At 67.9% G+C, this 13,787-nt stretch carries 10 protein-coding genes; 4 read left to right on the forward strand and 6 right to left on the reverse strand.

Annotated elements, in window-relative coordinates:
- Window positions 1-19 precede the first annotated feature (19 nt).
- The gene (locus tag IAE41_RS19770) at window positions 20-1,627 is read left to right on the forward strand and encodes a hypothetical protein (RefSeq protein WP_200734271.1); all 1,608 of its coding nucleotides are present in this window, start codon (window positions 20-22) and stop codon (window positions 1,625-1,627) included.
- Window positions 1,628-1,651: 24 nt separating this feature from the next.
- Here the strand turns inward: IAE41_RS19770 and IAE41_RS19775 are convergent, their stop codons facing one another.
- Window positions 1,652-2,362 carry a glutathione S-transferase gene (locus IAE41_RS19775; protein WP_200734272.1) on the reverse strand — a complete coding sequence of 237 codons (711 nt, stop codon included), beginning with the start codon at window positions 2,360-2,362 and terminating at the stop codon, window positions 1,652-1,654.
- A gap of 94 nt (window positions 2,363-2,456) precedes the next feature.
- Window positions 2,457-3,053: a hypothetical protein gene (locus IAE41_RS19780; RefSeq protein WP_200734273.1), complete on the reverse strand. Its 597-nt coding sequence runs from the start codon at window positions 3,051-3,053 to the stop codon at window positions 2,457-2,459.
- A gap of 120 nt (window positions 3,054-3,173) precedes the next feature.
- Here IAE41_RS19780 and IAE41_RS19785 point away from each other — a divergent pair, with 120 nt between their 5' ends.
- Entirely contained in the window at window positions 3,174-3,998 is an 825-nt protein-coding gene (locus IAE41_RS19785) for a DUF3014 domain-containing protein (RefSeq protein ID WP_200734274.1), read from the forward strand.
- Between the two features lie 67 nt (window positions 3,999-4,065).
- Complete coding sequence (locus IAE41_RS19790; protein ID WP_234458876.1) at window positions 4,066-5,418, forward strand: aspartyl protease family protein; 1,353 nt, start codon at window positions 4,066-4,068, stop codon at window positions 5,416-5,418.
- Window positions 5,419-5,424: 6 nt separating this feature from the next.
- Here the strand turns inward: IAE41_RS19790 and IAE41_RS19795 are convergent, their stop codons facing one another.
- Genes IAE41_RS19795 through IAE41_RS19810 form a run of 4 tightly spaced genes read right to left on the reverse strand, consistent with a single transcriptional unit; the run spans window position 5,425 to window position 10,903 of the window.
- Complete coding sequence (locus tag IAE41_RS19795) at window positions 5,425-6,552, reverse strand: cytochrome c peroxidase (RefSeq protein ID WP_200734275.1); 1,128 nt, start codon at window positions 6,550-6,552, stop codon at window positions 5,425-5,427.
- Window positions 6,553-6,589: 37 nt separating this feature from the next.
- On the reverse strand, window positions 6,590-9,355 hold the full coding sequence (locus IAE41_RS19800; protein ID WP_200734276.1) for a TonB-dependent receptor: 2,766 nt from the start codon (window positions 9,353-9,355) through the stop codon (window positions 6,590-6,592).
- Between the two features lie 58 nt (window positions 9,356-9,413).
- Window positions 9,414-10,355, reverse strand: coding sequence for a FecR domain-containing protein (locus tag IAE41_RS19805; protein ID WP_200734277.1), 942 nt, complete (start codon window positions 10,353-10,355; stop codon window positions 9,414-9,416).
- 32 nt (window positions 10,356-10,387) lie between these two features.
- A complete protein-coding gene (locus tag IAE41_RS19810; RefSeq protein WP_234458878.1) occupies window positions 10,388-10,903 on the reverse strand; it encodes a sigma-70 family RNA polymerase sigma factor in 516 nt (171 codons plus the stop codon).
- A 230-nt stretch (window positions 10,904-11,133) separates the two neighbouring features.
- On the opposite strand from IAE41_RS19810, the gene clpB reads away from it, so the two are divergent.
- A complete protein-coding gene (clpB, locus tag IAE41_RS19815) occupies window positions 11,134-13,719 on the forward strand; it encodes an ATP-dependent chaperone ClpB (protein WP_200734278.1) in 2,586 nt (861 codons plus the stop codon).
- Window positions 13,720-13,787 lie beyond the last annotated feature (68 nt).

A 13,787-nucleotide genomic window follows, 5' to 3' on the forward strand; every position in this document is an offset into this window, starting at 1 on the left:
ACCCCCCACCGCCCCTTCCATGTCCGCTCCCGCTCCCGCCGCACCGCGCCGCTGGTTCGTCGCTGGCGACTTCAATGGCTTCTTCGGCCTGGTCGTCGACAACCTCTCCATCCTTGGCTTCATCGCCATGGCCCTCATCGGCATGTTCCAGTTCCCCGCCGATGTGGTGTTTGGCCGCATGTTCCCCGGCACGGCCTTCGGCGTGCTGGTCGGCAACCTGCTCTACACCCTGATGGCGCGCCGCCTGGCCGCACGCACCGGCCGCGACGATGTCACGGCCATGCCGCTGGGCCTGGATGCGCCGACCAGCATCGGCATGGCCCTGCTGGTGCTTGGCCCGGCCTTTGCTGCCTTCAAGCAGCAGGGCATGGACCCGCACGCCGCGGCAATCGCCACCTGGCAGCTGGGCATGGCCGCGCTGGTCATCATGGGCGTGCTGAAGCTGATCCTGTCCTTCTTCGGTGAAGCGGTGACCCGCGCGCTGCCGCGTGCGGCGCTGCTGGGCTCCATCGCCGGCATCGCCCTGGTGCTGATGGGCCTGCTGCCTCTGCTGGAAACCCTGCGTTCGCCGCTGGTCGGCTTCACCACGCTGGGCCTGCTGCTGTACGTGCTGATCGCCAAGGGCAAGCTGCCGGTGCGTGGCCCGGGCGTGCTGCTGGCCTTCGTGTTCGGCACCGTCCTCTATTACGGCCTCGGTCTGGCCGGGCTGGGCGTGCCGGGCTTCCAGGTGCCGGCCTGGGTGCCGCCGCAGGTGGTGCTGCCGCTGCCCACGCTGGGCTTCATCGATGGCCTGCCGACGGCGATGACCTACCTGCCGCTGCTGCTGCCGTTCGGCCTGCTGATGGTCGTGGGTGGCATCAACGTGTCCGAGAGCGCGCGCGCGGCCGGCGATGACTACCGCACCCGCGACATCCTGCTGGTGGAAGCGGTGGCCACGCTGGTGGCCGGTGTCTGCGGCGGCGTTGCCCAGACCACGCCGTACATCGGCCAGCCGGCCTACAAGCACATGGGCGCACGCAGCGGTTACACGCTGCTGACCGGCCTGTTCGTCGGCATCGGCGGCATGCTGGGCATCATTTCCGGCCTGGTGCAGTGGCTGCCGCTGGCGGTGCTGGCACCGATCATCGTGTACGTGTCCATCGACATCACCACCCAGGCGTTCCAGGCCACCCCGCGCCAGCACGCCGGTGCGATGGTGCTGGGCTTCCTGCCCTCGGCGGCGTATCTGCTGGCGATCAAGGCGCCGGGCTGGATTCCCGCCGACCAGATGGGCGCGCTGCTGACCCATGTCGATGGCCACGGCCTGCCGGAACTGGCGGTGATCTTCGCGCTGGGCAATGGCTTCATCATCACCTCGATGCTGTGGATCGCCACCGTATCGGCGATGGTCGATGGCCGCCTGCGCCGCGCCTGCGGTTTCCTGCTGGTGGCGGCCGGCCTGACCCTGTTCGGCCTGATCCATTCGGTCGACCCGCGCGGTGGCATCTACCTGCCGTGGGATCTGCAGGGCCTGGCGCGCATCATCAGCTGGCAGTTTGCCGGGGCCTACGTGGCGCTGGCCGTGCTGCTGGGGCTGCTGTCGCTGCAGAAGCAGCCGGTGAAGCCGTTGGCTGACACCGGGCATTGATGGGGCGCCGGGCATGGCCCGGCGTCAGGTGTCCCCGTCCAGCTCGGGGTAATGGCGGAAGATGCCGTTGGTGTTGAACGCCAGCCGCCGCTCCGAGTCCAGGTAGGCGGCGATGTTCGGCCGTTTCGCCACCCGCTCCTGCAGCGCCCGCAGCAGGGGCAGGGTGGGCGCCAGGGTCTGCATCCGCTTCGGGAACATGTAGTCCAGGCCGCTCAGCAGCTGGAACAGCGAGAGGTCCACGTAGGAGTGCTCGCGCAGCGGGTGGCGACCGCCGTTGGCCTCGATCACCTGCTCGAAGTAGCCGAGGAACTTCGGCAGGCGCTCGCCGCGCAGCGTTGCCGCGCGCGCCTTGGCCTCGGCCTTCTGCTCCTCGTAATACTGCGAGGCGGCAATCGGATGATGGGTGTCGTGCACTTCGGCCACCAGATCGGCGATGGTCAACTGCAGCTGCAGCGCCTGCATCCGCCGCGAGGCCGCCTGCGGTACCAGGTCCAGCGTAGGACCGAGGAAGTCCAGGATCGCCGCAACCTGTGCGATCACCTGCCGTCCGGCCTTCAGGAACGGGGGTGCAAATGGCTGCCCGCCCTCGGCCTGGCCCTGCAGGAACGGCTCCATGACCGCATCACCATGGACGCGTGCCATGTCCACGTACCCGGCGCCGGCATCTTCCAGTGCCAGCCGCACGAACTCGCCACGGCCCTGGATGCCGGTCCAGTAATACAGCGCGTAGTGCATGGCCTGTTCCTTCGCAACGAACCAGCCCCCAGAGTCGCTGCATGGACGCAAAGCAGGCGTGAGTGCCGGGCGTGGGCGACGTCAGTATCTGGCTTCAGGCCCGCGGTGGCGCGATGGGCAGGGCAAAGTCGAAATCGTCCGCTACGCGCATCGCGGACAGTTCGGCCACGGGCCGCAACTGCAACCCATAGCCCTGTGGAGGGTGCGGTTGCGGCAGGTCGATGTACCCATGGATGACGACGTCGTAACAGCCCGGCGCCACGTCCAGATAGTCGCTGTTTGGCAGGCGTTCCTGCAGGCGCTGCCGGTAGTTCAGGAAGAGATCCGCATCCCAGGCCATCAACGCGTGCAGGTCGGCGGCGATCAACACGCCGCTGTCCACCCGCAGCGGGGCGCCGGGATGGCTGAAACAGCGTGTCGCACCCTCGGGAATAGGCGAGGGTTCAACGAAAACCGCGTAGTCGTCTTCTTTGATGGGGTACATCGGGAATACCGCGCCGGCCCGCGTGGCCGCATCACCGACCGCTGGGTCATCAACGAACCTGCTGAAAGGTGCTTCGCCCGGTGCAAGGTGCTGCCGCAGGAATGCATCCAGCACCTGCGGATCAAACAGCACCATGCCGGGCTGGAACAGGCGTAGTGCCGCGGTGTGTTTCATTGGAACTCCAGAGTGGGCGAAGCGGGCATTCATGCGGCCTGCGCGAAGATGCAGTGTAAACGCGGCAGTACACGGTCGAGTGCGGCGGGGAACCCCGCAAACGCGTGCCGGTCTGACGTAGTCCAAGCAGTTTGCAGAGCGAGGTTGCGCATCATGCAGAAGAGTGGAAAAGCAGTGTGGCCCTGGGTGTTGGGCGTCGTGGTGGTTGGTGGTGCGGGCGCGTGGTTGTTCCGCGACCAGTGGCAGGGTCTGGCCGATCGCGTGGAGGTACCTGCCCAGACGGCACCGCCTTCGACTGCGGCACCCCCTGCGGCACCGGCCACGGAAGCCCCGCCCTCGGCACCGGCCATCCAGCATCCGCTGGACACCGACGTTGCTGCCGATCCGGCGCTGCCAAAGATGGAAGACAGCGATACCGCGGCGTGGACCGCGCTGAGCGGCCTGTTCCAGGGGGAAGGCGGGCTGGCGCTGCTGCTGCGGGACCACCTGATCCAGCGCCTGGTCACCCACGTGGACAACCTGGACAAGACCAGCGTGCCACCGTCTGCGCTGGCCACGCGGCCGCTGACTGGCGGCCTGCAGGTGGAGGCCGGCGAAAACGGCGAGCAGATTGCCGCAGGCAACGCGGCACGCTACGCGCCTTATGTGCAGGCATTCACCGCGCTCGATCCTGCGGCAGCGGGTACGGCGTACAAGCGCTTCTATCCACTGATCCAGCAGGCCTACGTCGACCTCGGGCGGCCGCAGGGCTACTTCAACGACCGCCTGGTAGCGGTGATCGATCATCTGCTGGAAACCCCGGAACCGGCGCGGCCGGTGGCGGTGGTGCGTGATGAGCGGGGCCGCTATCGCTTTGCCGATCCCGATCTGCAGTCGCGCTCGGTGGGGCAGAAGGCGCTGCTGCGCATGGATGCCACGCAGGAGCGTGCGGTGAAACAGCAGCTGCGCGCGATCCGCAGTTCAATCACACGCGGCTGAAGGCTGCAGCGGCAGATGTCATCACCACCGTGATACGGTCGGCGTCGGGTAGACAGGAGTAACCTCGATGCATGCAATGTGGTTGGGAGTGAGTGCGTTGTTCGCCACGGCGGTGGCTTCGGCTGCCACCGTGGACACAGCGAACGCCGAACTGAGCGATCCCTATCGCTACACCCGCAGCGTGCGCCTTGCCGAACTGGGCAGGCTGCAGGCGCTGGGCAAGACCCAGGGGGCAAAGGGACTGCTGGGCCAGGCAGGCTTCTACCGGGTGCGTGGGGAGCTGGAACGCTCCAGCAAAGCCGCCCAGCAATGCCTGCAGGCCGTGGCCAGTGAACCGGCCGACAGCGTGAAGGGCGTCGAGTACCTGTGCTCGGCCACCTTGGCAGGCAACCTGCTGCTGCAGGGCGATATCGCCGGATGGGCAACGCAGATGCTGCAGGTCCGCACGCTGTTGGAGCGTGATATCCGGCCGTTGTTGAAACGCCAGGTGGGCGACATCCATCTTGCCGGCATCAGTGAGCCGCATTTCGAGCGCTTCACCGCCTGGCCGCGCAATGCGCTGGTAGTACCGGCACCTGCCAGCGATGTCAGCGTTCCCCTGCAGATGAACAACGAACTGCCGACGCTCGCCCTGAAGGTCCGTACCGCCACCGGCGAACGCGAGGTGCGCGTGCATCTGGATAGCGGCGCGGCGCATTCGCGCATCGGGCGCACGTTGGCGGCCGAACTCGGGCTGGCGCTGACCGAGGGTTTCATGGTGGCCGATGGCAAGCCTGGGCAGTTGTATGCGCTGGCGGCGCCGGCCGATCTCGAGATCGGCGGTCTGTCGGTACGCGGCGTGTCCTTCGCAGTGCTGGGCCAGGACGACCTGCCACGCATCGGCCTGGACGTGCTGCGCGCGCTGGGCCGGGTGCGCATCAACAAGGATGCGCTGGTGATCCAGGCCACTGCCACCCCGGTGCCGTGCACGCGGCGGATGGCCACGCTGTCGACGCTGTGGGGGGAGGCATATGACGTCCGTTATCCGATCCGCGCCGGCAAGCAGAACGTGCTGGTCAAGGTGGATACCGGCTTCAATGGCGCCTTCCAGGCCCGTGGAACGCTGCCGGCAGCGCCGCCGGCGTCTGCGATCCGGCGCAAGAACGTGATCACCACTGCGGGCAGCGAAGACATCCAGTACGTAGAGGCGACCACGCCGGTGATGATCGGCGAGGAAGTACTGAACCTGCCGGTGGATATCGGCCTGGCACCGGGGCCTGACCCCCTGTTCAACCCGGACTGGCGGGTGGGTTTCGCCGCGACCCAGCGCTACAGCCTGTACATGGACGTTGCCGGCACCTATGGCTGCCCGGTTGCCATTGCTGCCGCGCCGCCGCTGCTGCCACCGAAGCCGGCTGCCGCGCCACCCGCCGGCGGCTGATCGCAGCTACAGGGTCTGCAGGAACGCCTCGATGTCCTGCAGGTCCTGGCGGCTGAGCCCGCGCGGCCGCAGCAGTGGATCAGGTGCAGGGAAGGGCGCCGCATCGGCCGCAGGCGAGGCCGGTGCGCGCGGGCGCGCGCCGCCGACGTTGTAGAACGCCAGTACGCCCGACAGGCGCGGGATCAGGCCGTTGTGCATGTACGGCGCGGTGCTGGCCACGCCACGCAGCGAGGGCGTGCGGAAGCGGCCACTGTCGGCGGGATCGCCAGTGACTTCGTAGCGGCCCAGGTCCTGGCGTGGGCGTCCGTGGAAGTGCAGGCCCAGGTTGTGGAAGCCGTTGTCGGTGAGCGCGGCCCCGCTGTGGCAGTTCATGCAGCCGGCCTGCGTGCGGAACAGGTGCAGGCCGCGCAGCTGGGCATCCTCCAGTGCACCCGCATTGCCACGCAGGAAGCGATCAAAGCGGCTGTTGCGTGGCGACAGGCTGCGCTCGAAGGCCGCGATGGCCTGGCCGAGCTGGGCGGCATCGATGCGCGGTTGCGCGAACACCTCGTTGAACGCACGGCGATAGGACGCGTCGCGGCGCAGGCGGCGCACGGCGCCCTGCGCGCTGAAGCCCATTTCGATGGGATCGGCGATGGGGTGCAGGGCCTGGTCTTCCAGCGTCGCGGCGCGCCCGTCCCAGAACAGCGGTGATGCGTGTGCGCTGATGGCAACGCTGGGTGCGTTGCGGCGGCCGGGTTGGCGGTCGTGGCCGAACGATACGCGGCGGCCATCGGCCCAGCCCAGATCGGGATCGTGGCAGCTGGCACAGGCCAGTTGCCGTGATTTCGACAGGACCGGATCGAAGAACAACCGGCGCCCCAGCGCGACCTTGGCCGGGGTGGATGGATTGCCTGCAGGATCGACCGGTGCCGGCAACGGCGCGAGTTCCTGCCAGGCAACACCGGGGTCGACCTCCGGCGCGGGCCAGCGCGTGCTGGGGCTGCTGTAGAGTGCGCGCAGGCAGGCACCGTCCGGGCGCGCGGGCAGCACATCGGGGCAGGGCGTGTCCCGCGCGGGCGCAGGCCCGCCCGCGCTGCCCAGCAACAGGGCAGCGACGGGCAGGGCCAGGCGCAGTGGGTGCAGGCGCTTCATCGACAATGGCCCGGCAGATGCCTGCCGGGCCGCCGGCTCAGAACGAATAGCCCATTTCCAGCCAGAAGCTGCGGCCAGGTTCGAAGTACATGGTGCCGGCGGCGGCACCGCTGGCTGTGGTCAGGTTGCTGCGGTTGAGCACGTTCTGCACTTCCACCCGCACATAGGCTTCCTGCCCGCGCGGCAGCTCCCGCCGGTATTCCAGGTTGGCATCCCAGGTCCAGCTGCCGGAGAAGCGGCGCGTGGTGAGGTTGCGTACGCTTTCGCCGTCGATGACTTCCAGCGCGCCCTCGGTGGTGCCTTCGAAGCCTGCGCGGTAGCGGAAGAAGTTGTTCCAGCTCAGGCCCCAGGCTGGAATGTCGGTGCGGGTGCTCAGGCGTGCGCTCCAGGGCCGCAGGTACTGGGTGGCGGGCAGTTCATAGCGGTACATCAGCTTGCCATCCAGGCGCACGCGCTCGAACAGGTCAGGGTGGTCTTCGTAGCTGTTGTAGTTGCGGTTCACATCGGTGTGGTCGGCCGAAAGCTGGAAGCTGTTACGGGTGCCGGCAAACTCCCACGGGCGCTGCGGGCTGACCGACAGCGTCCATGTCTGCGAATCGCTGCGGCCTTCATTGGTGTATTCGAAGGTGTTGAGGTTGTAGAGGTCGCGGTCCGGGCTGTCGACCTTGCGGCGCAGGATGTCCTTGCGGCTGCTGCGGTCCACGTACTTCAGGTGGAACTGCAGGCCGAACGCCTGCTGGTCCACGCCCAGGGTCCATTCGTCGGTGTAGGGCGAATCGACATCGCTCAGGCGGTTGGTGGCCACGTTCCTGGTGCTCTTGGCATCTTCCCAGCGGGTGCTTGCGCTGGTGCGGTCCAGCGTGTCGCGCAGGCGCTCGCGGCCATCGCGCAGCAGGTAGCTGTAGAAGCTGCGCCCGTAATAGCGGTTCACGCCGGCGTTGATGACCGTGCGCTGGTCACCCAGCACATCCCACGACGCGGCCAGGCGCGGTGACACGTTGGTCTGCTTCCACAGGTTGTTGCGGTCCAGGCGCAGGCCGGGACGGAGGTTCCAGTTGCCGATGCGGATGTCGTCCTGCAGCCAGGCTTCGTACTCTTCGCCGCTCACCTCGAACTGGCCGGCATGGAACAGGAACATGCGCTTGAAGTACTGGCCGGTGCCGCCGCTTCTGGTCGGCGACAGTGAGCAGCTGAAATCATCCACGCTGCCGTCGGACAGCGTGCAGCTGCGAGTGGTGGCGGTGCTCAGCAGTACCCGGTGGTCGTTCAGGCGCTGGTAGTCGCCATCGCGGCGCTGCACGCCGGCACCGAACTGCAGGGTATGTTCACTGCTGCCCAGCTGCAGCGGTTCGCGGTCGGCCACGAATCGGTAGCCGATGCGGCGGTCGTGCTGGTCGATATTGCCCCAGCTGCCCTCCGTGCTGATGCCGGACACGCCCCAGTCGAAGTCGTCGGAGATCAGCCAGTTGCGCATGTAGTCCAGGTCGCCGCGGCGGCTGGTTTCCACCTCGCTGTAGTTCAGGGTGTTGCGCAGGGTCCAGGCCGTGCCGGTCCAGTTCGCGCGCAGGCTGGCAGTGGGCCCGCCGGACTTGATGCTGAAGTACGAATCGCGCGAGTTGGAGATGAAGTAGACATCGTCGGTGGGCGCGTAGGACAGGTTGGCACCGAGCTGCAGGCCTTCGCCATTGCTCCAGTCCAGGGCCACCGTGGCGCTGGTGTTCTCGCGCGTCTGGGTGCGGGTGTTGACGTCCGCGCCGGTGGTTTCACGGCCGCCGGCGTAGGCGCGCAGGGGGATCTCCGAGCGCGTGCGGGTAAAGGTGCCGATGATGCCCAGGCCGCCGCGCGTGCGTCCTTCCAGCCGCGCGCCGACGCGGTACTTGTCGTACTGCGGCTGGTATTTGTACGTGTCGGATTCCTCGAAGTTCTCCTGCTGCGCGTCGTTGGCGATGATGCTGTCCCAGGCCGAGCGGGCCATGCGGAACCAGACCTTGCCATGCAGGCCGTCGGTTGCAGAACGGCTGCGCGCGTCCACGACGCCGCCCAGGAAGTGGCCGAACGAGGCCGGCACATTGGCGTCGTAGACGGTCAGCGATTCCAGCAGGTCCACATCCACGGCAATGCCCTGCGCGCCGCCGGGCACATCGAAGTTGTGCGCGGGGTTGCCGTTGTCGGGCGTATCGGCCGGATCGAGATCGTTGTTGATCGTGGCGCCATCGAGCAGGAACAGGTTCTGGTAGTACGGCGCGCCATTGATGCTGAAATCATCGGGGCGGATCTCGCCCATGTTGCGGCTGCTGCGGTTGGTATCGCTGAACTGCACCGCCGGGTTGCTGCGCAGGGCCGTGGCGATGTCCCCGTTGCCCTTTACCTGCGCATCCAGGGCATCGGCATCCAGGGTGACGCCCTGGCCGAAGGGCAGCGCCTGCGGCAGCGCCACCTTGCCATCGGACGCCCCCACGCGCAGCGGCTGCGTCTGCCGCGTGGTCTTCGCGCCCTGCAGGGTGTAGCTGCCATCGGCCCGGCGCACTGCACGCAGGCCCGTGCCCTGCAGCAGCGTGCTGAAGCCTTCGTCCACGCCCGCTGCCGCATCGACTGGCGGCGCGGTGCGGCCCTGGGTCAGCGCCGGATCGAAGGACAGGGCGACGCCATGCTGGGCGGCAAAGGCGCTCAGCGCACTGCCCAGCGATGCCGAGGCCGGTGCGTTGGCGGGCTGCCCGGCGGGCGCGGTCTGGGCGAAGGCGGGCGTGGCAGCCAGGGCGATGGCCAGCAGGCTGTAGCGGAAACGGGGTGGGATCACAGGCATGGAGGGAGCCGGCAGAAGAAGGATTCACTTCCTCTGCCACGCAGGATCGAAAAAAGTGTCATTGCGTCGAGGCGGCCGCGCGCACGCGTACTGTCAGGCCCTGATCGATGCGCAGCGGATAGGTGGCGGCCAGCATCGACAGGCTGCGCGGCAGGTCATCCAGCGGGAATGCGCCGGACACCGGCAGGGCCGCCACGGTGTCATCCACCCGCAGCCAGCGCCGGTGGTAGCGGCCCAGTTCATGCAGCAGCGCCTGCAGCGGCAGGCTGTCGGCCACCAGCATGCCGTGCAGCCACGCGTCGCTGCCAGGCGCAGCGGCCTGCGGTGCGGCCAAGCCGGCGTCCCCCCAGCGCAGTTGCTGGCCGGCTGCAACGCGCTGCGTGGCACCGGCGGCGGCGGTCACCTGCACCGCGCCTTGCTGCACCACCAGCAGGGTGGCATCGTCGAACAGGCGCACGTTGAAGCGCGTGCCCAGCGCCTGCAGCATTCCCTGCGGGGTAGCCACCCGCAGGGGCCGCGCGGGGCGGTGTGGATCGGGCGCGGTGTCGATATGGATCTCGCCGCGCCGCAGCCGCAGCAGGCGCTGCTGGCCATCGAAGGCGATATCGACGGCGCTGGCCGTGGCCAGGTGCAGCACGCTGCCGTCGTCCAGCACGCGGCGCAGGCGTTCGCCCACGGCGGTGCGCACGCTGGCGTCCCAGGCCGCATCGTCGTACAGGCGCCAGGCCAGCCAGCCGCCCAGCGGCGCCACCAGCAGCGCGGCAACGCTGCGCAGCACGGCGCGGCGCCCGGACGATGCAGGGCGCTGCAGCGCGCCATGGGCGAGGGCGGGTGGCACCAGGCCACTCAGCGCCAGCAGCCGCTCCGCACGCTGCCAGGCGCGTGCGTGCTCGGGATCGGCATCGTGCCAGCGCTGCCACTGCGCACGCTGCATGGCATTGCCGTCCTCGTGCAGGCGCATCAGCCAGTCGGCCGCCTGTTCCAGCACACGGGGCGACAACGCCCGTTCGCCTGCAGCCTCCACGCCCATCGTCAGCAGGCGTGTGCCAGGCAGCCCATCAGGGCGCGCTTCATGTGCCGCTTCACCGTGGACAGCGACAGCCCCAGCTGCTCACTGATGGCCTCGTAACGCAGTCCATCGAACTGTGCGAGCAGGAACACCCTGCGCGCCATCGGCGGCAGGCCGTCCAGCATCGCGTCGATCTGCTGCAGCGCCTCGCGCACCAGCGACTGTTCTTCCAGCGACGGCAGCACCGGATCCGGGAACTGCGCCAGGTACTCCAGGTAGGCGCGCTCCAGCGCCTGGCGGCGGAACCAGTTGGCCGCCAGCCCGCGCGCGACGGTGGTGAGGAACGCCCGCGGCTCGCGCAGCGCGGCCAGATCGCGGCCCTGCAGCAGCCGCGCGAAGGTGTCCTGGGTGAGGTCGTCGGCCACATCGCGATTGCCCACGCGGCCGCTCAACCAGCCCTGCAGCCACCGGTGGTGGTCGCGGTACAGCGTGCCCAGTTGCTCGTGGTGTGCGTGCATGCGGAAGGCGCGGTCGCGCATGGATCGAAATGAGAATGATTCGCAAGTATGGCATTGGCGAGCCCGCCATGCCAGCCCTGGCGCGCGGCTTGCGCTGGATCAACGCGCTGCCTACGCGCCCGGGCGCATGCTTGCCACAGGCTGACCAACCCGATGGTGCAGTCGCAGCCACCCTTGAAACCGGGTGGGGCAACCGCATCTTCCCTGCATCGCCGGCGCGGGCCGGCACTGATGACCGATGAGGATTCGCAATGCGGATGGACAAGCTCACCTCGCGTTTCCAGCAGGCGCTGGCCGACGCGCAGTCGCTGGCCGTGGGCCGCGACAACAGCATCATCGAACCGGCACACCTGTTCAGCGCGCTGCTGGACCAGCAGGGCGGCAGCACGCGTCCGTTGCTGGCCCAGGCCGGCGTCAACGTCCCGGTGCTGCGCGAGCGCCTGGCCGAGGCGCTCGATGCGCTGCCCAAGGTGTCCGGCCAGGCCGGCAACGTTTCGATGGGCAATGACCTCGGGCGCCTGCTCAACCACACCGACAAGCTGGCCCAGCAGAACGGCGATGCCTTCATCGCCAGCGAGTGGTTCGTGCTGGCCGCGCTGGAAGACAGCGGCACGCTGGGCATGGCGCTGCGCGCCGCCGGCGCCGACAAGGCGCGCCTGCAGGCCGCCATCGACAAGCTGCGTGGCGGCGAGAACGTGCAGTCGGAAAACGCCGAAGAACAGCGGCAGGCGCTGGAGAAATACACCATCGACCTGACCGCGCGTGCCGAGAGTGGCAAGCTCGACCCGGTGATCGGCCGCGATGAGGAAATCCGTCGCACCATCCAGGTCCTGCAGCGCCGCACCAAGAACAACCCGGTGCTGATCGGCGAACCGGGCGTGGGCAAGACCGCGATCGTGGAAGGCCTGGCCCAGCGCATCATCAACGACGAAGTGCCCGAGGGCCTGCGTGGCAAGCGCGTGCTGTCGCTGGACATGGGCGCGCTGATCGCCGGTGCCAAGTTCCGCGGCGAATTCGAGGAGCGCCTGAAGGGCGTGCTCAACGACCTGGCCAAGAGCGAAGGGCAGATCATCCTCTTCATCGACGAGCTGCACACCATGGTGGGTGCGGGCAAGGCCGATGGTGCGATGGATGCGGGCAACATGCTCAAGCCGGCGCTGGCCCGTGGCGAGCTGCACTGCGTGGGTGCCACCACGCTGGACGAGTACCGCAAGTACATCGAAAAGGATGCCGCGCTGGAGCGTCGCTTCCAGAAGGTGTTCGTGGGTGAGCCGTCGGTGGAGGACACCATCGCCATCCTGCGTGGCCTGAAGGAAAAGTACGCGGTGCACCACGGGGTCGAGATCACCGATCCGGCCATCGTTGCCGCCGCCACGCTGTCCAACCGCTACATCACCGACCGCCAGCTGCCGGACAAGGCCATCGACCTGATGGACGAGGCCGCTTCGCGCCTGCGCATGGAGATCGACTCCAAGCCGGAGGAGCTGGATCGCCTGGAACGCCGGGTGATCCAGCTGAAGATCCAGCGCGAGATGCTGAAGAAGGAAAAGGACGACGCCTCGCGGCAGCGCCTGGCCGATCTTGAGAATGACATCGACGGCCTGGAGCGCGAGTTCTCCGACCTCAATGAAATCTGGAAGTCGGAGAAGGCTGCGCTGCAGGGCGCGACGAAGATCAAGGAACAGGTGGAGCAGGCCAAGCTGGACCTGGAAGCCGCACAGCGCCGCCAGGATTTCGCCCGCATGAGCGAGATCCAGTATGGCCTGCTGCCGCAGCTGGAAAAGCAGTTGGCTGCTGCGCAGGAACTGGATGCCCACGACTTCAAGCTGGTGCAGGACAAGGTCACTGACGAGGAGATCGCCGAGGTTGTTTCGCGCTGGACCGGCATCCCGGTCAACAAGATGCTCGAAGGCGAGCGCGACAAGCTGCTGCGCATGGAAGAGGTGCTGCACAACCGCGTGGTCGGCCAGGAAGAAGCGATCAAGGTCGTCTCCGATGCCGTGCGTCGTTCGCGTGCCGGCCTGTCCGATCCGAATCGTCCGGGTGGCTCGTTCCTGTTCCTCGGCCCGACCGGCGTGGGCAAGACCGAGCTGTGCAAGTCGCTGGCCGAGTTCCTGTTCGACAGTGCCGACGCGATGATCCGCATCGACATGAGCGAGTTCATGGAGAAGCACAGCGTGGCCCGCCTGATCGGTGCGCCCCCGGGTTACGTGGGCTACGAGGAAGGTGGCTACCTGACCGAGGCCGTGCGCCGCCGCCCGTACTCGCTGATCCTGCTGGACGAGGTGGAGAAGGCGCATCCGGATGTGTTCAACATCCTGCTGCAGGTGCTGGACGATGGCCGCCTGACCGATGGCCAGGGCCGCATCGTGGACTTCCGCAACACCGTCATCGTGATGACCTCCAACCTGGGCTCGCACCAGATCCAGGACATGGGCAGCGATGACAGCCCGGAGGCCTACATGCAGATGAAGGCCGCGGTGATGGGCGTGGTGCAGGCGCACTTCCGCCCGGAGTTCATCAACCGCCTGGACGACATCGTGGTGTTCCACCCGCTGGACAAGCAGCAGATCAAGCAGATCGCGCGCATCCAGATGCGTGGCCTGGAGCGGCGCCTGGCCGAGCGTGGCTTGAAGCTGGTGGTGTCCGATGCAGCGTTCGACCTGCTCGGCAACGTGGGCTTCGACCCGGTGTATGGCGCGCGCCCGCTGAAGCGCGCGATCCAGGCACAGCTGGAAAACCCGTTGGCGCAGAAGATCCTCTCGGGGGCCTTCGTCAACGGCGACACCATCGAGGTCGGCAACGATGGCGGCCACCTGGTGTTCGCCAAGGCTTGATGCGGGTGCAGTGCAGAACGGGGGGGGGGGGGGGGGGGGGGGGGGGGGGGGGGGTTGGGGGGGGGGGG

The organism is Stenotrophomonas sp. S39, assembly GCF_016624665.1.
GTDB lineage: Bacteria > Pseudomonadota > Gammaproteobacteria > Xanthomonadales > Xanthomonadaceae > Stenotrophomonas.